This window comes from Exiguobacterium sp. s36 (genome assembly GCF_018618345.1).
Taxonomy (GTDB): Bacteria; Bacillota; Bacilli; order Exiguobacteriales; family Exiguobacteriaceae; genus Exiguobacterium; species Exiguobacterium chiriqhucha.
This window is the reverse complement of sequence record NZ_JACSLW010000007.1, coordinates 48,927-69,612: the sequence shown is the minus strand read 5'-3', so window position 1 is coordinate 69,612 and position 20,686 is coordinate 48,927. Positions and strand designations below refer to the sequence as shown.

Below are 20,686 nucleotides of genomic sequence, written 5' to 3'. Positions count from 1 at the left end.
GGTAAAATGAGGATATCAAATGATGTAGGGGTGCAAGGCATGAAGGCAGTTTTAAAAAATGAACAGCAACGACTTGATCATTTTTGTATGGTAATCGAGTCTCATCTAACTGGGAAGACAGCAGGAGACAAACCGGGTCTTGAGTCAAGCGACTATGAAATGATTGACATGCGGGGGCATTCACGTCAATCAGAAAGTGCGCAGGAACGACAACGGTACAAAGACGCGCTAAAAGAGTTGTATTCATTCACATTCGTGATTGAGGACGAAGGTGAAGAAGAGATTTATCCGGTCGGAAAGTTTGGAGTGGCGCACCCTCGGTCACCTGAAATTCCGCTCGTCTTAGATTGGCGGAGTGAGATGGCAATGCGTGCGTCCATGTTTAACGGGGAGACGATTGAGACGCCAGGTGGTGACATCATCGGGATGACACAGCTCGAGCTTGATCGAAGACAACGACGTGTCGTTCAGGCAAATCATCGTCGTGCCCCTAAACGACAACCGAGCTCATTGACGAAACGGTTTACCGAGCAAATCAAATCGACATTCAAAAAGCCGGAGACGGTGCCTGCCGTCCCACAAGAGAGTTTTATGGAGCAAGAGTTGACGAAGAAACAAAAAGATCGCTCTATCGACGGATTCATCGCGACGCGGCAAGCCGAACAGAACCATATCATCCAGGCACCAGTGAATACATATATGATTGTCCAAGGGGCGGCTGGGACCGGAAAATCGTTGACGGCGCTGCACCGCATGTCTTATTTGCAGTATCAAGACGAACGTCGTAAGATGCTTTATTTGGCTCCGAACGAGGCGACGATTCATCAACTGTTGAAGGACGCGGAGCATTTACAAATTCAATCGGTGTCGACGATGGCGTTTGATGAGTGGTTAAAGACAGGGTCGTCTAAAGACTTCTCCGCGAGTGTCGTTCAAGAACTCCTTCCGTTATATCAAGGCCACGATCTATTCGAATGGGCGGATGCGGCAATTGAGGAGTGGTATAACGACGTTGCTGTGTTGCTTCGACGATATGAGCCGATTAAAGCGCTGGAGGATTTACACGAGCGGGCGTTAGCCATTTGGTTTGGACAAGAACGGCCAGGTCCCGCACAAACAGAACGCATTTTACAGATGATGCGTAGTGAGGCTGAACGAACAGCTATCTTGAACAAAGAAAAGTATGAGAACGAGTTAATCACGGATATGCAGAGATGGAGCGGAGATTTAGATTCGACGAAAGCTCGCACGCTTGAACAGATTATGCAAGAAAATATGAAACGCCAACTGGCCCGTGAAAAACGAGAGCATCTTCAATTAATCGACTTTTGGAAGAAGACGACCAAGCTGGAGGCTGCGACGATTTGGTCGATTATGAAGCAACCAGGCCGTCTAGTTTATCTCAAAAAGACGCAGTCAGAAGAACTGTTAGAGATGTGGCACAAGTTGAAACGTCCGACTGAGCTCGACCGTTTCTTCTGGATGTATCTTCATTACGAGACGAATGGATATCCGGACAAGTGGAGTCATCTTTTTGTCGATGAGGGACAGACGCTTCGACCACTCGACATTTTCGTACTCGAGAAGTTGTGTCACGGGATGACGGTGTTTGGTGATACGCTCCAAAGTTATCGTTCGCTCGAAATGACGTCATGGGGACCTATTGAAACGCATGGAGAATCGAACTGGACGATTGAGTACTTAACAAAAACGTTCCGTACGGCGAAGCCGATTGTAAAAGTAGCGAAAGAAATTTTACATGATGCAGGACACGACACATCGTGGATTGATCCATTTGATCGGACAGGAAAACCTGTCACTTATTTACGTACGAAAAAGAGTAACGAATTAAAGAGTCTACTTAGGCAATGGCAGAATGAAGGGTTTTCAATTTGCATTATTACACCGACGATGGAAAGGGCTTCATTCTTTCATTCTAAATTACAGCTCGAGACTCAATTGATTCGTTCGGAGACAACAAAGGTCAACGATCAAATCATTATCTCAACGATTGACTATCTTCGTGGAATGGAATTTGATGCGGTACTATTACTAGATATGAACGAAAGTAACTACCCGGAAGAATCTAAAGAAGCTAGACGATTATACGTTTCGTTAACTCGTGCATTGCATGAAGTGATTATTCATACGACGAATGAATTTTCACCATTGTTAAGTGATCAACGACACCGTCTTGTTATTAATCGTTGATAAAGTGAGACAGAAGAGCTAAGGAAAGAAGGAAGCCAAATGAACGAAGTACAACAATTGATGGACAAAGTAATTGGATTCCGTGACGAACGCGATTGGGCGTTCCACCACAACCCGAAAGACTTGGCATTATCGTTATCGCTCGAGGCGAGCGAGCTGTTGGAGTTGTTCCAATGGGTGTCGAGCGAAGAAGCGCTCGAGACGAAACACGTCGAGATGAAAGAAGAACTTGCGGATGTCCTCATTTACGCGCTGACGTTCGCCCATGCAGCAGGGATCGATGTGTCGCAGGCGATTGAAGAGAAGCTCGAGAAGAACGCGGTGAAGTATCCGAGTCCGAACGCTTAAGTTGCAGTCGACCGATTAACCCTGACCATTATTTTCACTACTTCTTGATGTGAAATCGGATAAAGTGGTGAAAGAATAAGTCTGGAGAGGGTTAATGAATATGGGCATCTATTATACGTATCAGCATGAAGACGCTTGGAAAGTAGCATTGGAGCGAGGGTATCTCCAAGGTGATCCTCACTACGCCTTGTTCAATGACGAAGGATTCGATTTTTTTAAACCGGCCTATGACTGGATGGTCGAACAGTACGAGCAGCGAATTGGGATTTCGCTGAACGGGAACTATCCGGTCTGGTGTTGGGACGAGTTTCCTGACTTAAGTATCGGTGGACATATTGGACAAGGAAACAAAGGTGTGGTGTTGACGGTGGAATTACCCGACGACGACGTGTTGCCTTCAGAGCTCTCGTACTGGCATTTGGTACTAGGGCAATCTGCAATCTATGACACTATTGAAGCGTATGACACCGAGGAAGAAGCGGAGCCGGCATATACGCGAAAGTCTTGGGAGAAAATCTTTGACCAAGAGTGGTGCGAGGTAATGGCTGCAAATCAAACAATAGCGGCACCGAGCTATCAATACGTGATTCATCGCATCGAGCTGCATCACGTCCGGGCCGTCATGCCGTTTCAAGACTTGAGTGACAGTTGGGTGGACAGGATTCGAGGATCTGTGTGGCGTCTCGGCTATCGACTTGGTTTGAAGAAGTCGATACCGTTCCAGTGGCGAGACAAAACTGGGTTGAAGGAAATTAGTTGAACAAAAGGAGTCTGGTTTCATGACGCAGCGCGAGCGGTTCAATCATTTGTATGAGAGCGGCAAGCGCTCGACCCGTCAGGCAATCATTCTGTTTGCACTGATTACAGGAATCAGTGTGACCTTGATGATGATTGGCGAACGTCGTCTCGCTGAATTCATCTGGTTCCTTCTAGTGTTTCCATCTGTCGGTCTCGTGAAAATAGGGGCTCGGACGAACACATTGCTTCGCTTCAACCAGTCCGCCGAGTATAAGCGGCTTGTGCGTCTCGAATGGTGGACGGCATTTGGACTGATTGGAGCATATGTTGTACTGATTTTGACGCTACTGCTCAATCCGGAACAAATCAGTGTGACGGTTGTCGCAACCGGTATGTATGGAATCGGAATCATTCTGTCGTCTCGTCTCGATCAAAGACTCGGCAAAGTTGACCCGGAGCACGTGACGCACAAAGTGTACGCCAGAGGAAAAGTCGGTTACTTCAACTCATAAAAGCTGGAAAAAGGGAGTAGCGCGCGCTACTCCCTTTCGTTTACCCGATCGACCAATTGTTTCGCTTCAAGCAACGACAGGTCATATGTCTCACGCAAGAATTTAACGGTCGGAATCATGCCAATCGTATCGATTTTTTCTTTAATCGACGCATGAAACTCAGCATCTTGCACGATTGGTTCTGTATGGAGTTGTTTTCGTTTCAATGCACTCATATCCTTTGCTTGTTGCGCAATGATATTGAGCAAGAAGGCGTTCAATATCAATGAGGCAGTTAACATAATCGTGATCCAATCCATTCAAACACTCCTTTCGGATTAACGGCGAGTCTCTAACGTCTCTTCAATTCGATCTAGTCGGTCGATTAACGCATTCATCTGTTCTTGTTGATGCAAGGCGGTTAGTTTCTCAAATTCGATTTGTGCGTTAGCGCGTTGCTCATAACGATTCATGAATCGTACGATTGTCACAATAAACAAAATGATGATAAGCAACGGTAGCAGTGCCATAACTCCCTCGAGAAATGAGAATAATACTTCCTCCATGTGGTTTCCTCCTTGTGTGACTCTTAGATATTACGATTTCAAATACGATTTGGTTTCATCGAGCGGAACGTATCCAGGCTTGGTCCGCCTTCGTCTGACGTCCGAGTCAAAATAATGAAATGGTGTGTACATTCCTAGTGGGACATAGTACGAAACAAATGTTTTCAAGTAAAATGGCAGTGGAATTACATCAGCTAATATCATGACCGTCACTGGGGTCACCATGACAAATAATGCAACTGTCATCATCACTTCTGTTTTGATGAACCGATGCAATATGCACATCAACCAAATGAACGGGAAATAGAAATAATAAAAGAATCGATTCACATCATAACGTCCTTTACTGAGCGGTTCGCCCAAATTATGTATATTCGTCTTTTTCAGTATAATAGGAGCACCACATACAAAGAAGGAGCATTTTTATGAATCCATCAATTGCGATTATCGGGGCCGGCGTGAGCGGCTTGTATGCCGCGTCGCTCCTCACTGTGAAAGGCTATGACGTCACCGTCTTCGAGGCGCGCGATCGCGTCGGGGGACGGGTGTTGAGCCATGACGGCTTCGACCTCGGTCCGACCTGGTATTGGCCCGAGACGGAGACGACAATCACGCAACTCATCGAACGGCTCGGCCTCCCGACGTTCTCTCAACACACGACCGGAGATTTGATGCTGGAGCGGCAGTTCGGTGTCATCGAACGTCATACGCTCCCACCAGGTCAGATGGTCCCATCGATGCGACTCGTCGGAGGCATGGCCAGTTTGACAACGGCGCTGGCGGCAACCTTGCCTGCCGGAACGATTCAACTCGAGTCGACCGTCACCTCGATTCAACAGACCGAAGACGAGGTCTCTATCGAACTCGAAACAGGACGGTCCCAAACGTTCAAGCACGCCATCCTAGCCATCCCGCCGCGACTCGTCTCACGCATCTCGTTTCAACCGGAACTGTCTGAAACGACGAAGTCAAAGCTGGAAAACACGCCAACCTGGATGGCGGGACAGGCGAAAGTACTCGCCGTCTATGACCGCCCGTTTTGGCGAGATAATGACCTATCTGGTCAAGGCATGAGCTGGGCCGGGGTGTTGCAGGAGATTCATGACGCCTCGCAGCCGGGCGGACTGGCCGCGTTATTCGGCTTCTTCCGGTTGTCTGCTGCCGAACGTTCGGTATTCGATCAAGACGAGCTGAATCGTCGCGTCATCGATCAACTCGTGCGACTGTTCGGGGAAGAGGCGCGGCAGCCACGTGATGTCTTGTATATGGATTGGTCGAGTGATCGTGACACGGCAAGCCCGCGAGATGCCCAGTCGTTGACCGAATTCCCGGTCTATCAGCCGATCGCGCTCGACCCAGCCTGGGAAGGAAGGCTCTCACTCGCCGGGACGGAGACGGACTCCTTGTTCGGTGGTCATATCGAAGGCGCACTCCGTTCAGCAGAACGTGTCGTCGAGCAACTCTAACCAAAAATGCGTATCCTCCCAAGTCGGGACGATACGCATTTTTCATTTGAACTTTTTAATCATCAGCGCGAGTGAGCGATTGATCATCGTCATCTCGTCATCTTCAAGCACGGAGAACATCTCTTCGGCGAGCCGTTCCTCGATGGCATCGATTTGTTTCGAATACTCCATACCGATCGGGCCGAGACGGATGAAGCTCTCGCGCAAGTTGTCCGGGTTCTTCTCTTTTTTGACAAACTGACGATGTTCGAGCACTTTGAGCACTTGGCTGACCGCACTTTTCGAGATATTCATCTTCGTGGCAATCTCGGTCGTCGTCCAGGTGTCTTGGCGTTTGAACAGGAGTAACATCTGTTCTTGCTGGTAACTGAGTTCGAATTCGTTCAACTCGGTAAAGTATTTGGTGAACAACAAGTCGAGCTCGTCGATTTGACGGTACATCTCGATGACTTGCTGTTTGCGTGTGTCATTCAATCGTCGTTCTCCTTTCATCGCGTGTCACGGAACGTCTGGCTCCGCACGTATAACACACTACTCAATACTAATCCGATTATACCAAACGAGATGAGTAACGTTTGAATCGGTACGGCCAAGGCGACCAGAATCGACAGGACGGCGAACGCGATGGGCTCTAACCCGGATGCGGCGAGCGCCATGATGCTCATGACCCGTCCAATCTTGTCGTGGTCGCTATGTTCTTGCATGAGCGTGACCGTCGGCAAATAGACGAGCATCAACATAAATCCGCTCGCAGCTGCAGCTAAGGCAAGGAGTGTGATCGACTGCGCCTGCGTATAGAGGAAGAAGGCCCCAATCGTCAAAAACAGGACGCGGAAGACGAAGCGTCCACGGTGGACCGAGCGGAACAACAGAACGAGAAAACTCGCGACGAACGTCCCGACAGCAAGTCCACCTTCAATCAGACTCAAGTCAAACGCATTGCCGCCTCGTTCACCGACGAGAATCGGGATGCTCATGATGAGCGGTCCCATGACGAATAAGTTGACGATGGCAATCGACAACGTCCCGCTCCGTAAAATCGGTGTGCTCGAGACGTAACGGATGCCCTCTTTCAAGTCAAAAATGACATGACTGAGCGACATGGCACGTGCGAGGGGAATCGAGTCACGAATCAAGCGTGGCATAATCAAGATAGCTGCGATGAAAATCAAGACAGCCGCCGTCCCAAAGCTAAGCCCGAAGCCGCCCCATGTGAGTAACGCCCCGGCGAGAAAAGGTCCGAACACGAACATGAGTTCAAGCGTCCCTTGGAAGAGTGAGTTGGCACGCTGCAGCTCTTCTTGTTTGACGAGCGACGGGATCAGGGAAGACAACGCCGGATAAGACATGCCGTCGAGGAGACCGAACACGATGGAAATCATGATCAAGGCGAACACCGAATACGCGTCTGCGAGATGGAGCGCCACGACCGCGACCATAAGAAGACCTTGCCCGAGGTTCGTCAAAAACAAGAGCCGACTCTTTTGGAATCGGTCGGCGAACACGCCGCCGAACACCATCATTACGACACGTGGCAATGAGACGGCGGTCATGATAATCCCGAGGAGGGCCGGTTGTTTCAGCACATCGATCGTGAGCCACGACACGCTCAAGAAGAAAATCGAGAAGCCGAGCGTGAGCGTCATGCCGGATAACCAGGTGAACACGAAGCGTGGATTTTGTAGCAAATTCATAAAGAAAACCTCAGTCTTTCTACCTTTTAATATAGTTAAGTTAACTAAACAATAAAGTGAAGTGACTTTTTCGTCAAGCGAGTAGATTGCTATAAGGAAATTGTAAAAAAACGGAACTTTTTTTCTGATAGAATCGTATAGTGAGATAAGAGGTGAACAAGATGAACAAACATCAGCGTTTAAAAGAAATGATTACAGGCAACCGAAAATCGCTTCTCATACGACTTGGTTTTGCGATTCCGATTGGTGTATTGCTCTTCTTCTTTCTACAAACCGAGACACAATCGCTCATATACGGAAGTTTGATTATAGTGTCGCTGTTAGCATACGGTGTGATGATCATGCGGGAAAGTCGATTCATGAGCAGTTTCACAGACCACATTCGAGCGAAGCGGGTCATCCACATTCAATATGTGTTCAACTACATGATGGTTGTCTTCATCTGTTTGTTTTTCCCGTTACTCATGAAGATAGAAACAATCAGCTGGGTCCCATTCTTCATCTTCTCCCTAACGGCATTGGCGCTGGTGATTGTGGAACGGTTGCTTGATGAGAAAGTAAAGCTGATTGATCCTGAGCAACCGACACGTCGCGACATCAAACGAGAAAGTTTTTAAGGGGGAATTCGATGACTAAACAAGAGCGCATCAATGTGATTTATAAAAAGATTCAAAGGTTGGCGTGGGCTCGCAGTTTCTTGGTGCTTGTGATGTTGTTTTGTGTGTTCTCTATTAAAAGAAACGACTGGTACATCGTTGGTGTGGTTAGTAGTCTCCTGTTGATTAGCGCCGTGCTTAGTCATGAAAGCCGCTTTATGAAAAATTTGACGAGAGAGCATAAGGCGAAACAAATTATCACGAAGCAATACATATACGATTTTGCTGTGATTCTATTCATTGTTTTAACGTATCTTTTGACTGGGCAATTAGGGGTGACGTGGTTATTACCTGTTTTAGTAATCGGCGTTGTTCTCGCAAATAACCAAATTCAACGCAAACTCGACAATCGATTGACGCGTGAAGACCCGGAACACCCAATCCGTCGCGACATCAAACTTAGTAACGTCAAGGACTGAGGAGGTATTTAGTTGAACAGAGAAGCCCGGATTGAAGCGTTGCCTCAACGGAATCAATGATTAGAAAAGGAATGGAATCGTATGAAGAAACAACAACGGATTGACGAAATGAATCGATATCGTCAACAAAGGAAGCGGCGGCGAGACATGATGTTCGCCCCTGTCCCTGGACTATTATTTGTCACGTTGCTCGCGGATCACATTTGGTGGGTTGGCTTAGGATTGATAGGTTTGTTCGCCAGCGGTTCAATCGTATATTTGCTGAAAGAAGGAGAGACGTTCGCTCGTCTATCGGATGAAAACGGCGCTCGAATGGCGACGCGGAATGTCTATCGGATTTTAAGCGGATGGTACGTCATTATCGTCGGTAGCGTGGCGAGTTATAAACTGGTGGCCCCTTGGTGGACATGGGTTCTCGTCATTGGGATTGCCGTCCTGCTATCCCTTCTGTATAAACGCTTCAATGAAACTGTCCAAAGCGCAGATGCAGCCCAACCGGTCCGCTCTGAATTGGCAACGGCGAATGGGTTGATATGAACATGCTGACGAAACAACAACGAATCGAGCGATTATTCGCGCATGAGGATGCGACGTGGCACTGGCGCTACTGGGGACTTTTCTTCAGCCTGATCGCTGTCGCATTCATCTCGTATCAGACGTCGATTTATTTACCGCTCATCCTGTTTGCAGTGTATTTGCCCCAATTGTGTGTCGCGTGGTGCAAGACGAAAGTGTTGCTGACATTTAATCCGGATCCTCGCTATCGACGTTGGATTTACAGTGATTTCATCGTCGAATGGTTCATTTTTTTGCTGTTTATCTGTCTGCTCGCTGCACATCACACCGACCTTCTCACGGTTTGGCCACTCCTGGTCATGTTGGTGACTGGTACGATTGGCGGGTTACTGTTTTCATACATGGTCAACCGAGTCGTTCTGACGTTTGATGCACATCACGTCACGAATCGGATGTTCAACGAAGCGAAAACTGAGCGCCATACACACCAAAAAACGAGTTCCTGATAGTCGGAACTCGTCTTTTTTCACATTTCAGGACATCGGTCCTTTATGCTAAAGTGTGTGGGGAGTAAGCTTAACACGTACACAGTATATAGAGAGAATCGAGGAAGAGACTATGTTAGCCATTGTAATTGGACTCGTCATCGGGATTTTGTTACCGGTGCAGACGAGCGTGAACTCGCGTCTGCGCACCATCGTCGGGTCACCGTTTGTCGCGTCGTTCCTGTCGTTCGCAATCGGGACGACGTTTTTAACACTTACGTTACTGCTCACCGGGCAGTCGTTCGGGATTGAATCATCCATTTTCCAAGGAGAACCGCTTTGGATGTGGTCGGGTGGTTTGTTAGGGGTAATCTTTTTAACGGGGAACATCCTCTTGTTCCCGAGACTCGGGAGTGTCCAGACCGTCATCATGCCAATCTTCGGACAGATTTTGATGGGGCTCTTGATTGACCACTTCGGCTGGTTCAATTCAACCGTCAATGTCCTCACACCGTGGCGCGTGTTCGGGGCCATGCTCGTCTTGCTCGGCGTAGTCGGGACGGTCGCACTGACGGACTGGATCAACCGTCGCCGTGGTAAACTGGTCGCTTCATCGCAGACGGGAACCGGCAATTTGAACGCCTGGCGCCTCGTCGGAATCGGGACCGGGATGATGAGCGCAACACAGACGGCCATCAACGGCTATTTGGGAACGGTGCTCGAATCGGCCTTGAAAGGGGCGCTTGTCTCGTTCGTTGTCGGGACGGTCACATTACTGCTCATCTTGCTCGTCTTGCGGCCGAGCGTCGAATGGCGCGGGTTACGTGGTCAGCCGTGGTGGATTTGGCTCGGCGGTATCATCGGGGCACTGTTCATCGGCGGGAACGTCTTAATCGTGCCGATGGTCGGGACCGGCATCGCCGTCGTCATCGTCATTGTCGGCTTGCTGTGCGGAAGTCTGCTCATCGACCGTTTCGGTTGGTTCGGGGCCGCCAAGAACCCGGTCACCGGGATTCAACTCGTCAGTTTACTCGTCATGGTCATCGGGATCATGCTGATTCGTTTATCGTAAGGAGGAAAGATATCATGCGCGGAGTACTGTTCGCCATCAGTGGAGGTTTCTTTTTGACACTGCAGAGCGTCGCCAACGCACGCATCAGTTCAAGTATCGGGACGTGGCAGGCAGCGACGTTGACGCAATTGACGGGTTTCGTCGTTGCGCTCATAATCATGCTTCTCGTCCGCGACCGGACGTACGTCCACATGCGTCGCGTCGAGCCGCTTTATTTGTCAGGGGGCGCGTTCGCTGCGTTCATCTTGTTCAGCAATATGACAGCCGTGCATGAGCTCGGTGTCACACTCACCATCTCGTTGTTCTTGATTGCCCAGCTTGCCCTCGCGCTCGTCATCGACTGGCGCGGATGGTTCGGGATGTTGCGCCGTGACTTAAACCGGACGCAACTGCTCGGGGTCGTCATGATGATTGTCGGGATTCTCGTATTGAAAGGATGACGTGCGATGGAACAGATTGACCGTTACATGAAGCGATATGGGCTGGATGAGGTACTCCCATCAGCTGTACGTCCTCAACTTAAGCTCGTCCGTTATGCGACGGGAGAGGCGATTTGCACCCAAGGCGCTAAGGCCGAGCAGCTCCACTTTCTCGTCAGTGGAAAGATTCGGGTGGCCCACACGTCAGCGGCTGGAAAGCGGCTCGTCTTGTCGTTCAAATATCCACTCGACTTGATTGGAGACATCGAATACGTCCGCCGCACGCCGTTCTTGAACACGGTCGAGGCAGTCACGCCGGTCGAGATGATTGTCGTCCGCTTCGACGATCTCGCGCCTAATGCCAAGGATGATGTGAAATGGCTCCACTATTTGCTGGCAGGCATCACGAAAAAGTTCGAGATGAAGTCGCAGTCGATGAGTTTCAACTTGTTTTACCCGGTCGATGTGCGGCTCGCGAGCTATCTGTTGTCGATGACACCGGAAGAGACGACGCTCGGGTCGACCGTCGATGAGTTGACCGATATCGCCGATTTGATTGGGACGAGCTATCGCCACGTCAACCGGACGCTCAAGCGTTTCGTCGAGCAGGGATTGATTGAACGGGATCGTCGATCGATTGCAATCATTGATCGCGCCGGATTGCTTGCTGTTGCCGGAGAGAGTATTTATGAATGAGGAGGACATATCATGGCACTTGGAATGATGCTCGCGGTCATGGGCGGCATGCTCGTCTGTGTGCAGAATACGTTCAACGCCAAAGTGAAAGAACAGGTCGGGGCGTGGGCGACGACAACGCTCGTGCTCGCACTTGGCTTCTTGGCATCACTGCTCGTCGGATTGATCAGTGAAGGATTTGGTCTGTTCGCCGTCACGGGGATGGAGACGTGGTACTGGTTCAGCGGCATCATCGGGGTCGGCGTCGTCATGAGTGTGACGCAAGGCGTCCAACAGCTCGGGCCGAGCCACGCCATCTCGATCGTCATGGTATCACAAATCCTATTCGCGCTCTTATGGGACACACTCGGCTGGTTCGGGCTCGAAGCCATCCCGTTCACGTGGAAGACAGCGCTTGGCATCGTGCTAATCGTTGGTGGGGTTCTGTTGTTCCAGTTGAGTGGGAATAAAGAGACGGCCCACCAAAAAGCAAAGCAGATTAGTTAAAAGGATTTTCGACAAGTTGAACAAGTTTGCCCGTGTTCCTGCCGTTTGATGACGGCTTGGCAATGCGGGCATTTTGTTGTGAGCGAGGCGCGTGGTTGAACGGGTGAACGGTCGCCGAACGATGACGGATAGATGGTATAAGAACGGGTTACGATGAATCCGGCGATACCGAGCAGGACGACTAAAATGAGAATATCCATCGAAATACCTCCTAATTATTGGTATGCTACTCCTATGTACGGTAAACGGTCCGAATTGGTTTCAAGGAGGAACAAATTATGATGTCGCGAGAAGAACGAATCGAACAGTTACAGAAACGCCCGAAAAAAGGTGCATTTAACTTGTTATGGGCCGCCGCAGCTGGACTAGGAGTGGGATGGTGGATTTACGCCAATGCGTCGTTGCAACTACTTGCAGTCTTCTCCTTTTTGATCATGACGGCTGTCCCGTTTAGTGTTGTCACGTGGCAGAAGACACGTACACTTTTGACATTCAATGAACATCGCTCTTACCAACGATTGATTCGGGCGAAGGGCGTCATCGTGATTGCGATGTTATGGGGTATGCTCGGTCTGATGTTTGGACACGTATCCGGATTCTTTGCATTGTCCGTGTTCAGCGGACTGTCGGCAACGTTGATTGTAGGTATGTTAGTGGTTGAGACATGGCTTGATTATCGCTTGCTTCGGATCGATCACGAGCATGTCGCGGATAGCTTGATTAGCTTTACAAAACGCGAGCGCTTGAAGCGCAGTTGGGATAAGAAATATAGCGATTAAAGAAAGCAGGGGAGCAATGATCATTTGGAATGACATACCGGACGACCCGAATCGGTTGCCCGCATTAACGGACGACGTATTGACTGAAGTGGAAGGGCGCCTCGGGGTGAAGCTGCCGGACGATTATCTTGAGTCGCTTCGTATCCAAAACGGGGGATATGTCGTACAACGCGATTTGCCGATTATATGGAATGGACAAGATGACATCGCCCTCGTTGATTCGATTGCCGGGGTCGGATTACATAAAGGGATAATTGAATCGAAAACCTTATTGACCGAATGGGGTGTTAAGGATGAACGTTTGATTGCGTTCGCCGGGGATGGGCACTTTTTCCTCGCGTTTGATTACCGCGATGGGTCAAATCCGAACATCGCTTTCATCGATACGGACACTGAACAGATTGATATTTTATTCGATTCGTTTCACCAGTTAGCCGAAGCACTCACGACGGTCGATCTGGGAATGTATGAAGAAGTGATGCCGGAACCGGTCACGGGAATGGCTGACGGGGAGCCTTTCCCTGATTACGCGCGACGCTTACTCTATAGCAATCATCCGGAAGAAAAAATCGATGGTGCGGTTATTTGGTTCAATGGGGTGGATTCGTTCGGAGCGGACGAACTCGTTCGCGAGTTGTTGACATGGATGGATGACGAGACGTTACGAGATTCGGCGACAAGCATCATTCAAGAAATCATCATTCGCCGGAAACCGCTCAACCAACAACTGTTCGAAGCATTTTTTGAAACGCTTCTCAGGCAAGACGATACCTATAGTAAACAACGCTACGAAGAGACGATATACATTCTCGATAACGATATTCAAGTCGAATGAAACAATTTGTCGTTTACGTTCGTAAAGGAAGGCTATGAGATTCATTTAGGAGGAGTTACATGATTCCAAAGACTGAACGATTAAAACAAATGGTCGAGAACGACCGTAAAGTGAACCGGACGGCACTCCTGCTCACGTTCGCGATTTTAGGAATCGCCTTTTACTTCATCTTCACGCAAGAAATCTCGTTATTGACGTTTGCCGTCATCATCATGGCGACGCAGCTGCCAAGTCTCTATCGGGCATGGCACCGGATGAAGTTACTGCTCACCTTCAATGACGAGGCACGCTATCAAAAGTTCGTGCGCCTCGAGTTCGGTATCGTCCTCGCGAACGTCATCTTGCTAGGCATCTTTATCGCCATTGCTTGGGCGATTGAAGGCTCGCTCGTCGTCTTCGCGATCCTGCTGATTGCCTTGTTCATCCCATTCATCTTCATGTCAGTGTGGGTGAATCGGAAAATCGAGTTGATTGATTCGGAGCACGTGACGAATCACGAACTGCGGACGGCTCATCGCGACGCGTCCAATAATCGTTTCAAGTAAAACGGAGGGACGTGCAGATGAATGAGACGAAGACTAATCTTCTTTCTAATTGTCGGGTTGTTGTTTTTGAATGCGTGTAATGCGAATGGTCGTGAACTCGTCGTCGGGACGTATACAGATGAAAGCACCATCGTCTATTCTGGCGATACGCTCACGGACGAAGCAGAAATTGGACGGTTTCTTGAGTTGATTGAGACGAGTCCTTTGTCTGAATCAACAGTCACAGGTTTGCCCGACTACGTCATCACGGTGAACAACCGGTCCGAGTCGACGATGGAAGCGACGGTGAACGTCTGGGTACTAGATGATAACAAGATGCTCTTCACTCGTGGATTGGAAGGAACCGATGTATTTGAAGTCGATTCGATGTACACCGAAGAAGTGAACGAGATCTTGAGTCTAAATAACTTTTAAATGGAGTGAGTAGATTAAGGTGGATATGCGAGTGTTTGACATGCTCTGGTCGCTTGGAACCTATTCTGTCGTGTTAGGCGGAATCATTTTTGTATTGAAACTCATTGTCGGAAAATCGAATACAGGCAACTAAAAGAAGCATCTGACACGACGTCAGATGCTTCTTTTCATGAAAACATGCCCACCAAGATTCCGCAGATGACCATGCCAATCGTATAGAACTTGAAGCGGTGTCGTTCCCAAAACGAGTCGGTCATCGATTTGTGACTCCGTCACGTTTCGCAATCTTATCGCTCACTTGCTGGCCGCTCAATGTCACCATTGGCATGCCGCCGCCGGGATTGACCGTGCCGCCGACGAAGTAGAGGTTGTCATACAGCTCGCTCTGCTTCTTGTGCTTGAAGCCGCCGTTTCGTTTCTTATCGGCGACGGTCCCATAAATCGCGCCTCGATCCGAGCCGTACGTCCGCTCGATATCATGCGGCGTCCAGACGTCACGCGTCACCGTGTGTTCGCGCAACCCGTCCAAGCCCATCCGCTCGAGCTTATCGAGGACACGCTCTTCAAACGCGGCGTAGTCCTCTGGCGTGAATGGGTTGTCTTGGATGTACGGGATATGCGGCAAAATTTTAATGTTCTCGTGCCCGGGCGGTGCCTGTGTCGGGTCGGTCTTATTGACGTTCACCAAGTAAATCGTCGGGTCGTCCGGCAACTCGTGCTGCTCGAAAATCTTGTCCATCTGTTCATGCAAGTTCTCCGAGAAGAAGAAGTTGTGGTGGCCGAGCGCCGGATACTCTTTGTTCACGCCGAGGTGGAGCACGAAACCAGAACTGGCCGGCTCATATTTCTCGACGAGCTTGTCGACGAACTGTTCGTCCGCCTCGACCATCTTTTGATAGAACGGGATGACTTCCATATTGGAGACGAAATAGTCGGCCGAACGGAGCCGTCCGTCCTCGAGCTCGATTGCCGTCAGTTGACCATTCAGCGTGTGCGCGCGGACGACGCCCTGCCCGGTATGGAGCTGGACGCCAATCTCCTCCGCAAGTTTCGTCAGTCCTTCCGCCAGTTTATGCGTGCCACCTTCGACGTACCAACAGCCTTGTGCGTGCTGCATATAAATCATCATGTTGAGGACGGCCGGCGCGCTATACGGGGACGACCCGACATACTTGACGTAATACGACAACATCGTCCGTAAATGCGGATTGCTGATCCGTTTGGCGATGCCGTCGTACATCGTCGACGTCAAATCGAAGCCGAACAACGTCGAGAAGAGACCATTCTTCGCAACCGCTTCGCGCGGTGATTCAAACCCTTCTTTCAAGTACGCCTTCTCTGTCGTGTTATAAATCCGCTCGGCATATTTCAACAGCTCGCGGTATTCATACATGTCTTTCCGAGACAACGTCGGGTTAGCGCGCTCCATCTTGTCCAAGTCATGATAGAGATCGAGCACGGTGCCGTCCGGGAAGAACGAGCGCCACTCGAGGTCGAGCCGTTTGATTGGCACGTAGTCTTCCATCCGCTTGCCGCTACCTGCGAACAGCTTCTCGAAAATTTGTGGCATCGTTAAAATCGACGGGCCGAGGTCAAAGCCGAAGCCGTCTTGTTCGAGCCGATTCACTTTCCCGCCGATATGGTCGTTCTTTTCGTACAAGGAGACGTCGTATCCTTTTTGTGTGAGCGAGATGGCCGCGGAAATCCCGCCGAGCCCACCGCCAATCACAATCACAGACTTGTTCACATTTTGCATAGACGAGCCACCCTTCTTTCGCCAGTTAAATTTTATAAATCTAAGACATTCTTCTCCGTATACATACCCATTCAAGAAGTATTTTATCCAAATATTAACGTACAAGAAGGAACGGTAAAAGTTTCAATGTGCACGGAGACCACCCGCGACGAGCGGCCCTTCGAACGTGATCGTATAGATGATGCGGGCGATGTCCTCGGCCGTTTCGGGTCGGTCGTTGTACAGCCATTCGTAAATGACCCCCATATGGGCCGAGGAAATATAGGACACGAGATAATCGGCCGGCACGAGCGCCTTCGTCTCGTCGAATAAGACTGTCGGGGAACGATGGAACAGCGCCGCATGCATGTACGACCGGAGCCGGGCCTGGAACTGCGGGTCCCCGTTCGGTCTGAGGAGCGGCTTCATCAAGATTTTATTGTCTTCGATGAAACGGATGAACGGGACGAGCAATTGATAGGATGATTCACCACGCTCTTCACCGAAGACGTGAGGGAGGTTTTTGACGAGTTTAAGTTCGGCCTCATGGAAAATCGCTTCAATCGACTTCTCCATCAAGTCGAACTTATCCACATAGTGACTGTAAAACGTCCCGCGATTGATGCCGGCCCGTTCGGTGATCGCTTTCACGGTGACCGCCTCGAACCCATGCTCGTCAATCAACTCGAGGAAGGCACTTTTAATCAATTGTTTCGTTCGTGTGATGCGTAAATCTTCATGTCCCATCTGAATATTCTCCTTTATCCAACACTTGAGTGAAAACTGTCTGATAACCGACACGATGGCCGATATTGCCGATTGTTGGGCTGTCGACTGAGGTCTATACTGAACCTATAAACCAACACGGTGTCTATTAATTCAGTGTACTCGAACAAGGCATCGAAAAGGAGAATGAATATGGATATTCAACTGAACGACATCAGTAAATCGTTCGGTGACCAGTTGGCCATCGACCACGTCGGCTTCACCATCAACTCAGGGGACATCTGTTGCCTGCTGGGCCCATCCGGTTCGGGAAAGACGACGCTCATCCGGCTGATGATTGGTGCCTTGGCCGCAGACACAGGTTCGATTCAAATCGGAGAGACGATCATGCCAAACATGAGCATGCTCCACAAGATCGGCTTCATGCCCCAGAACGACGGATTGTATGACGACTTGTCGGCCGAGGGGAATCTTGAATTTTTCGGCTCCATCTATAAGCTCGGCAAACCGAAGCTCCAACAACGCATCACGGAAGTGCTCACGCTCGTCGATTTGACGGCCGACCGCAAGAAACTCGTCCGAAACTTCTCGGGCGGGATGAAAAAACGGTTGTCACTCGCAATCGCAATCCTGCATCAACCGGACGTCTTGTTTTTAGACGAGCCGACGGTCGGAATCGATCCAATCTTACGCCGTCAGATTTGGGATCAGTTTCAAGCGATTCGGGCGAACGGGACGACGATCATCGTCTCGACGCACGTCATGGACGAGGTGCTCGAGTGTGACCGGGCCGCGCTCATCTATAACGGCCGTTTGATCGCTTACGACACCGTGCCGCATCTGTTAGATCAGACGGAGAACGGTCGCGTCGAGGAACTGTTCCTCATCGCCGGTCGAGAAGGAGGGACGGATCATGCGTAACTTGGCGAAACGCGTCATCTTTCAGACGCTCAATGATAAACGGAGTGTCGCCTTGATTTTGATCGCACCACTCTTGATTTTGACGCTCGTTTACTTCCTCCTCGGTGACTCGGATTACGTGCCGGTCGTCGTGCTCGATGAGAACGCGCAAACGCAACTCGTCGAAGCGTTCGAAGCCGAGACACTCGACGTCCGGTTGGATACGGTCGACAATCCGTTCGGGTATTTAGAGGACAATAAAGACGTCGATGCGATTTTTGAAGCGACGCAGGAAGGGACGACCATCACGCTCCGAGAGCCGTCGACGAAGTCCTCGAAGGCGGTACGAGAGATTCAAGCGGCGTTGTCGGCATTGAATCCGGCGGCCGATATCGAGATGAACTATGTATATGGGGAAGAAGGCCAATCGACGTTCGATTCGTTCGGTTACGTGTTCTTGTCACTGTTCTCGTTCTTCTTCGTCTTCATTCTATCCGCGATGGCGCTCGTCAAAGAGCGGAGCGGTGGCACGCTCGAACGTCTACTCATGACACCGATTAAACGTGGACAGGTCATCTTAGGGTATACGCTCGGCTACGGCGTGTTCGCGGTCGTTCAGTCCGTTTTCATCGTTCTGTATACGATTTACGTGCTCGGGCTGACCTCGCTCGGCAATATCGGTTGGGTGTTTCTCGTGATGATTTTAATGGCGGGGACGGCCGTCTTGTTCGGCGCGACGATTTCAGTGTTCGCCCGTTCGGAACTTCAAGTCGTCCAAATGATTCCGTTCACAATCATTCCGCAAGTGTTTTTCTCAGGGTTAATCCCGCTCGACTTGATTCCGTACGGACTTGGCAACTTGAGCTATATTATGCCGATCTTTTACGGGGCGACCGCGATTAAAGAAGTCATGGTGTACGGCAGCGGGTTTGCCGGGATATGGGGCTATGTGCTCGGCTTAATCGTTTACGCCGCTGTGCTCTACTTGTTGAATATGCGGGCGCTCGGGAAGTATCGGGGGCACTAAAATGGGATTCGAGCGCTATGCTCAAATCCCGTTCAGGCGACCCATTAAAATTGTATCGTAGTAGTGACCGTCACGTAGTCGCTTGTCGTGTCGCAATCTGCCTTCCTGTTCAAAGCCGTAACGCTCATAGAGTGCGACGGCTTTTTCATTCGCCTCGATGACGCTCAAATTGATTTTATGAATTCCGTTCGTCTCGGCCCAATCGATTGAAGCGCGCAATAGTGCCGAGCCGAGGCCGAATCCCCAATAGGCTTGCAACACCCCGACGCCGAACTCGACGGCATGCACTTTCCGTTTCAACGAACTGCCTTCGCAACGGGCAAACCCGACAAGGTTTCCATCGACTTCGGCGACTAGGAAGACACGGTTGGCTGTTTCGCGGTCTAGTTGAATGAGTCGTTTGAACGCAGGAGCGTCGAGATAGCCCTCGCCCGGCTCGCGGTCTAAAAATTCGGTTTCGCTGTCGATTTGAAGACGAATCAATTCAAGTCGCTTCGCATCGTTCGTCTCGGCCAGTCGAACGGTACATCGTTGACCCTCTCGGATATACGTGCGTGGTTTCATTGAGGTAGCTCCTCTTTATTGTTGATTGCGTCAAAAAAGCATCCGGGCATTCCCGGATGCAGCTTAACGTTTAAGTAGTAAAGCGACGCCGGTCACGAGAAGTGCGAGTCCGCTAAACAATCGTACTTGGTTGCAAGTCACTATCTTTCACCCCTGTAAGTCATTGTAGTCGTTCATTTTTTGGCGACGCGAAGTTTTGTCCGTCCCATCTCTTTGTAGATTGCAAGGACGTCGTTGCCATAGTTGCCTCTCGGTTGCATCGCCCATTTGCCTTGAAGGGCAGGCCAAGTTGGTGCAGATCCTCGTTTCACGTAACGGAAGCGAGGGTCCACGAGCTTCATGTTCAGTTTGTCTTTCGAAGCGTATGCTTTCAGGTGCTGAATATGGGCCGTGACGCCTTGGAAGGGCGAGCGGAACGTATGGCCTTTTACCCCGTTACCGACCGTTCCGATGCCCGCATAATTATGTTGCCTCGGGAGCACGTCACCTTTGTAACTGAAGTAGCCGGTCTCCTTCAACGCTTGCGCGAACGCGACATCGCCACGGACACCTTCTTTTGCTCCGATGACGACGAACAGCTTGGCGAGCTCTTCGACGGTCACACCTTGAAGCCGGACGTTTTTCGGATTTTTCTTTTTGACAAAGTCCGCCATCTGTTGAGGTGTTAATGCTGACGTTCCCATAATAGCACGATTTTCTTTTTTTGACGCAGCTGAAACAGATGGCATCGATATAATCAACGAAAATAGGATTAAAGCAATTCCGATCGAATAAACGAACACGTTTTTCATCCTTGTTCCTCCCTATTCAATAAATAAACTATGCAAATAATACCATATATTAGGCTTTTTAATTATTTCATTTTGATTAAGCGGGAGGAATCATCCAAATTTATGCA

At 49.9% G+C, this 20,686-nt stretch carries 28 protein-coding genes; 19 read left to right on the top strand and 9 right to left on the bottom strand.

Going from position 1 to position 20,686, the window contains the following annotated elements:
* Window positions 1–39 precede the first annotated feature (39 nt).
* The 4 genes from KNP95_RS13365 to KNP95_RS13350 all read left to right on the top strand — a co-directional run bounded on the left by KNP95_RS13365 (window position 40) and on the right by KNP95_RS13350 (window position 3,809).
* Window positions 40–2,211: a 3'-5' exonuclease gene (locus KNP95_RS13365; protein ID WP_214837728.1), complete on the top strand. Its 2,172-nt coding sequence runs from the start codon at window positions 40–42 to the stop codon at window positions 2,209–2,211.
* A 39-nt stretch (window positions 2,212–2,250) separates the two neighbouring features.
* Entirely contained in the window at window positions 2,251–2,559 is a 309-nt protein-coding gene (locus tag KNP95_RS13360; RefSeq protein ID WP_214837725.1) for a nucleotide pyrophosphohydrolase, read from the top strand.
* Window positions 2,560–2,653: 94 nt separating this feature from the next.
* Window positions 2,654–3,319, top strand: a complete 666-nt coding sequence (locus KNP95_RS13355; protein WP_214837722.1) for a DUF3841 domain-containing protein — start codon at window positions 2,654–2,656, stop codon at window positions 3,317–3,319.
* A 19-nt stretch (window positions 3,320–3,338) separates the two neighbouring features.
* The gene (locus KNP95_RS13350; RefSeq protein ID WP_058765606.1) at window positions 3,339–3,809 is read left to right on the top strand and encodes a hypothetical protein; all 471 of its coding nucleotides are present in this window, start codon (window positions 3,339–3,341) and stop codon (window positions 3,807–3,809) included.
* Window positions 3,810–3,835: 26 nt separating this feature from the next.
* Here the strand turns inward: KNP95_RS13350 and KNP95_RS13345 are convergent, their stop codons facing one another.
* Together KNP95_RS13345 and KNP95_RS13340 are read right to left on the bottom strand one after the other, a co-directional pair.
* Window positions 3,836–4,108 (bottom strand): hypothetical protein, encoded by a 273-nt coding sequence (locus tag KNP95_RS13345; RefSeq protein WP_214837719.1) that lies wholly within the window; start codon window positions 4,106–4,108, stop codon window positions 3,836–3,838.
* An 18-nt stretch (window positions 4,109–4,126) separates the two neighbouring features.
* Window positions 4,127–4,354 carry a hypothetical protein gene (locus tag KNP95_RS13340; protein WP_214716067.1) on the bottom strand — a complete coding sequence of 76 codons (228 nt, stop codon included), beginning with the start codon at window positions 4,352–4,354 and terminating at the stop codon, window positions 4,127–4,129.
* A gap of 425 nt (window positions 4,355–4,779) precedes the next feature.
* On the opposite strand from KNP95_RS13340, the gene KNP95_RS13335 reads away from it, so the two are divergent.
* Entirely contained in the window at window positions 4,780–5,820 is a 1,041-nt protein-coding gene (locus KNP95_RS13335; protein ID WP_214837716.1) for a flavin monoamine oxidase family protein, read from the top strand.
* Window positions 5,821–5,862: 42 nt separating this feature from the next.
* Here the strand turns inward: KNP95_RS13335 and KNP95_RS13330 are convergent, their stop codons facing one another.
* Together KNP95_RS13330 and KNP95_RS13325 are read right to left on the bottom strand one after the other, a co-directional pair.
* Window positions 5,863–6,294 carry a MarR family winged helix-turn-helix transcriptional regulator gene (locus tag KNP95_RS13330; RefSeq protein ID WP_251138564.1) on the bottom strand — a complete coding sequence of 144 codons (432 nt, stop codon included), beginning with the start codon at window positions 6,292–6,294 and terminating at the stop codon, window positions 5,863–5,865.
* Between the two features lie 14 nt (window positions 6,295–6,308).
* The gene (locus KNP95_RS13325; RefSeq protein WP_214837710.1) at window positions 6,309–7,514 is read right to left on the bottom strand and encodes an MFS transporter; all 1,206 of its coding nucleotides are present in this window, start codon (window positions 7,512–7,514) and stop codon (window positions 6,309–6,311) included.
* A 161-nt stretch (window positions 7,515–7,675) separates the two neighbouring features.
* Here KNP95_RS13325 and KNP95_RS13320 point away from each other — a divergent pair, with 161 nt between their 5' ends.
* The 8 genes from KNP95_RS13320 (at window position 7,676) to KNP95_RS13285 (ending at window position 12,263) form a co-directional block, all read left to right on the top strand.
* On the top strand, window positions 7,676–8,131 hold the full coding sequence (locus KNP95_RS13320) for a hypothetical protein (protein WP_214837707.1): 456 nt from the start codon (window positions 7,676–7,678) through the stop codon (window positions 8,129–8,131).
* An 11-nt stretch (window positions 8,132–8,142) separates the two neighbouring features.
* On the top strand, window positions 8,143–8,589 hold the full coding sequence (locus KNP95_RS13315; RefSeq protein ID WP_214837704.1) for a hypothetical protein: 447 nt from the start codon (window positions 8,143–8,145) through the stop codon (window positions 8,587–8,589).
* Window positions 8,590–8,670: 81 nt separating this feature from the next.
* Window positions 8,671–9,126 (top strand): hypothetical protein, encoded by a 456-nt coding sequence (locus KNP95_RS13310; RefSeq protein ID WP_214837702.1) that lies wholly within the window; start codon window positions 8,671–8,673, stop codon window positions 9,124–9,126.
* 2 nt (window positions 9,127–9,128) lie between these two features.
* Window positions 9,129–9,611, top strand: a complete 483-nt coding sequence (locus tag KNP95_RS13305; RefSeq protein WP_214837700.1) for a hypothetical protein — start codon at window positions 9,129–9,131, stop codon at window positions 9,609–9,611.
* Window positions 9,612–9,723: 112 nt separating this feature from the next.
* Window positions 9,724–10,662 carry a DMT family transporter gene (locus tag KNP95_RS13300; RefSeq protein ID WP_214837696.1) on the top strand — a complete coding sequence of 313 codons (939 nt, stop codon included), beginning with the start codon at window positions 9,724–9,726 and terminating at the stop codon, window positions 10,660–10,662.
* A 14-nt stretch (window positions 10,663–10,676) separates the two neighbouring features.
* Window positions 10,677–11,102: a DMT family transporter gene (locus KNP95_RS13295; protein WP_131472838.1), complete on the top strand. Its 426-nt coding sequence runs from the start codon at window positions 10,677–10,679 to the stop codon at window positions 11,100–11,102.
* Between the two features lie 6 nt (window positions 11,103–11,108).
* The gene (locus tag KNP95_RS13290; RefSeq protein WP_214837694.1) at window positions 11,109–11,777 is read left to right on the top strand and encodes a Crp/Fnr family transcriptional regulator; all 669 of its coding nucleotides are present in this window, start codon (window positions 11,109–11,111) and stop codon (window positions 11,775–11,777) included.
* 12 nt (window positions 11,778–11,789) lie between these two features.
* Window positions 11,790–12,263 carry a DMT family transporter gene (locus KNP95_RS13285; protein ID WP_214837692.1) on the top strand — a complete coding sequence of 158 codons (474 nt, stop codon included), beginning with the start codon at window positions 11,790–11,792 and terminating at the stop codon, window positions 12,261–12,263.
* Here KNP95_RS13285 and KNP95_RS13280 read toward each other — a convergent pair.
* On the bottom strand, window positions 12,260–12,463 hold the full coding sequence (locus tag KNP95_RS13280) for a hypothetical protein (RefSeq protein ID WP_214837690.1): 204 nt from the start codon (window positions 12,461–12,463) through the stop codon (window positions 12,260–12,262). The genes KNP95_RS13285 and KNP95_RS13280 overlap by 4 nt on opposite strands.
* Window positions 12,464–12,541: 78 nt before the next feature.
* Between KNP95_RS13280 and KNP95_RS13275 the strand changes: the two genes are divergently transcribed.
* Genes KNP95_RS13275 through KNP95_RS13260 form a run of 4 tightly spaced genes read left to right on the top strand, consistent with a single transcriptional unit; the run spans window position 12,542 to window position 14,836 of the window.
* Window positions 12,542–13,042: a hypothetical protein gene (locus KNP95_RS13275; protein WP_214837688.1), complete on the top strand. Its 501-nt coding sequence runs from the start codon at window positions 12,542–12,544 to the stop codon at window positions 13,040–13,042.
* A gap of 16 nt (window positions 13,043–13,058) precedes the next feature.
* On the top strand, window positions 13,059–13,877 hold the full coding sequence (locus tag KNP95_RS13270) for an SMI1/KNR4 family protein (RefSeq protein WP_214803544.1): 819 nt from the start codon (window positions 13,059–13,061) through the stop codon (window positions 13,875–13,877).
* A 59-nt stretch (window positions 13,878–13,936) separates the two neighbouring features.
* A complete protein-coding gene (locus KNP95_RS13265; protein ID WP_214837686.1) occupies window positions 13,937–14,422 on the top strand; it encodes a hypothetical protein in 486 nt (161 codons plus the stop codon).
* Between the two features lie 21 nt (window positions 14,423–14,443).
* The gene (locus tag KNP95_RS13260) at window positions 14,444–14,836 is read left to right on the top strand and encodes a hypothetical protein (RefSeq protein ID WP_214803538.1); all 393 of its coding nucleotides are present in this window, start codon (window positions 14,444–14,446) and stop codon (window positions 14,834–14,836) included.
* Window positions 14,837–15,089: 253 nt separating this feature from the next.
* On the opposite strand, the gene KNP95_RS13255 is transcribed toward KNP95_RS13260, so the two are convergent.
* On the bottom strand, window positions 15,090–16,592 hold the full coding sequence (locus KNP95_RS13255; RefSeq protein WP_214837683.1) for a phytoene desaturase family protein: 1,503 nt from the start codon (window positions 16,590–16,592) through the stop codon (window positions 15,090–15,092).
* A 123-nt stretch (window positions 16,593–16,715) separates the two neighbouring features.
* Window positions 16,716–17,318, bottom strand: coding sequence for a TetR/AcrR family transcriptional regulator (locus KNP95_RS13250; protein WP_214837681.1), 603 nt, complete (start codon window positions 17,316–17,318; stop codon window positions 16,716–16,718).
* Between the two features lie 171 nt (window positions 17,319–17,489).
* On the opposite strand from KNP95_RS13250, the gene KNP95_RS13245 reads away from it, so the two are divergent.
* Window positions 17,490–18,218 carry an ABC transporter ATP-binding protein gene (locus KNP95_RS13245; protein WP_214756828.1) on the top strand — a complete coding sequence of 243 codons (729 nt, stop codon included), beginning with the start codon at window positions 17,490–17,492 and terminating at the stop codon, window positions 18,216–18,218.
* Entirely contained in the window at window positions 18,211–19,224 is a 1,014-nt protein-coding gene (locus KNP95_RS13240) for an ABC transporter permease (protein ID WP_021065321.1), read from the top strand. The genes KNP95_RS13245 and KNP95_RS13240 overlap by 8 nt, the downstream gene beginning before the upstream one ends.
* Before the next feature lie 21 nt (window positions 19,225–19,245).
* Here the strand turns inward: KNP95_RS13240 and KNP95_RS13235 are convergent, their stop codons facing one another.
* On the bottom strand, window positions 19,246–19,788 hold the full coding sequence (locus tag KNP95_RS13235; protein ID WP_058765643.1) for a GNAT family N-acetyltransferase: 543 nt from the start codon (window positions 19,786–19,788) through the stop codon (window positions 19,246–19,248).
* 173 nt (window positions 19,789–19,961) lie between these two features.
* Window positions 19,962–20,471, bottom strand: a complete 510-nt coding sequence (locus KNP95_RS13230; RefSeq protein ID WP_251138563.1) for a glucosaminidase domain-containing protein — start codon at window positions 20,469–20,471, stop codon at window positions 19,962–19,964.
* Window positions 20,472–20,686: the final 215 nt, after the last annotated feature.

Bases quoted from the DNA above. Each gene is read 5' to 3' on its own strand.
- KNP95_RS13365 (WP_214837728.1), top strand. From the start codon at position 40: ATGAAGGCAGTTTTAAAAAATGAACAGCAACGACTTGATCATTTTTGT.
- KNP95_RS13360 (WP_214837725.1), top strand. From the start codon at position 2,251: ATGAACGAAGTACAACAATTGATGGACAAAGTAATTGGATTCCGTGAC.
- KNP95_RS13355 (WP_214837722.1), top strand. From the start codon at position 2,654: ATGAATATGGGCATCTATTATACGTATCAGCATGAAGACGCTTGGAAA.
- KNP95_RS13350 (WP_058765606.1), top strand. From the start codon at position 3,339: ATGACGCAGCGCGAGCGGTTCAATCATTTGTATGAGAGCGGCAAGCGC.
- KNP95_RS13345 (WP_214837719.1), bottom strand. From the start codon at position 4,108: ATGGATTGGATCACGATTATGTTAACTGCCTCATTGATATTGAACGCC.
- KNP95_RS13340 (WP_214716067.1), bottom strand. From the start codon at position 4,354: ATGGAGGAAGTATTATTCTCATTTCTCGAGGGAGTTATGGCACTGCTA.
- KNP95_RS13335 (WP_214837716.1), top strand. From the start codon at position 4,780: ATGAATCCATCAATTGCGATTATCGGGGCCGGCGTGAGCGGCTTGTAT.
- KNP95_RS13325 (WP_214837710.1), bottom strand. From the start codon at position 7,514: ATGAATTTGCTACAAAATCCACGCTTCGTGTTCACCTGGTTATCCGGC.
- KNP95_RS13320 (WP_214837707.1), top strand. From the start codon at position 7,676: ATGAACAAACATCAGCGTTTAAAAGAAATGATTACAGGCAACCGAAAA.
- KNP95_RS13315 (WP_214837704.1), top strand. From the start codon at position 8,143: ATGACTAAACAAGAGCGCATCAATGTGATTTATAAAAAGATTCAAAGG.
- KNP95_RS13310 (WP_214837702.1), top strand. From the start codon at position 8,671: ATGAAGAAACAACAACGGATTGACGAAATGAATCGATATCGTCAACAA.
- KNP95_RS13305 (WP_214837700.1), top strand. From the start codon at position 9,129: ATGCTGACGAAACAACAACGAATCGAGCGATTATTCGCGCATGAGGAT.
- KNP95_RS13300 (WP_214837696.1), top strand. From the start codon at position 9,724: ATGTTAGCCATTGTAATTGGACTCGTCATCGGGATTTTGTTACCGGTG.
- KNP95_RS13295 (WP_131472838.1), top strand. From the start codon at position 10,677: ATGCGCGGAGTACTGTTCGCCATCAGTGGAGGTTTCTTTTTGACACTG.
- KNP95_RS13290 (WP_214837694.1), top strand. From the start codon at position 11,109: ATGGAACAGATTGACCGTTACATGAAGCGATATGGGCTGGATGAGGTA.
- KNP95_RS13285 (WP_214837692.1), top strand. From the start codon at position 11,790: ATGGCACTTGGAATGATGCTCGCGGTCATGGGCGGCATGCTCGTCTGT.
- KNP95_RS13280 (WP_214837690.1), bottom strand. From the start codon at position 12,463: ATGGATATTCTCATTTTAGTCGTCCTGCTCGGTATCGCCGGATTCATC.
- KNP95_RS13275 (WP_214837688.1), top strand. From the start codon at position 12,542: ATGATGTCGCGAGAAGAACGAATCGAACAGTTACAGAAACGCCCGAAA.
- KNP95_RS13270 (WP_214803544.1), top strand. From the start codon at position 13,059: ATGATCATTTGGAATGACATACCGGACGACCCGAATCGGTTGCCCGCA.
- KNP95_RS13265 (WP_214837686.1), top strand. From the start codon at position 13,937: ATGATTCCAAAGACTGAACGATTAAAACAAATGGTCGAGAACGACCGT.
- KNP95_RS13260 (WP_214803538.1), top strand. From the start codon at position 14,444: ATGAGACGAAGACTAATCTTCTTTCTAATTGTCGGGTTGTTGTTTTTG.
- KNP95_RS13255 (WP_214837683.1), bottom strand. From the start codon at position 16,592: ATGCAAAATGTGAACAAGTCTGTGATTGTGATTGGCGGTGGGCTCGGC.
- KNP95_RS13250 (WP_214837681.1), bottom strand. From the start codon at position 17,318: ATGGGACATGAAGATTTACGCATCACACGAACGAAACAATTGATTAAA.
- KNP95_RS13245 (WP_214756828.1), top strand. From the start codon at position 17,490: ATGGATATTCAACTGAACGACATCAGTAAATCGTTCGGTGACCAGTTG.
- KNP95_RS13240 (WP_021065321.1), top strand. From the start codon at position 18,211: ATGCGTAACTTGGCGAAACGCGTCATCTTTCAGACGCTCAATGATAAA.
- KNP95_RS13235 (WP_058765643.1), bottom strand. From the start codon at position 19,788: ATGAAACCACGCACGTATATCCGAGAGGGTCAACGATGTACCGTTCGA.
- KNP95_RS13230 (WP_251138563.1), bottom strand. From the start codon at position 20,471: ATGGGAACGTCAGCATTAACACCTCAACAGATGGCGGACTTTGTCAAA.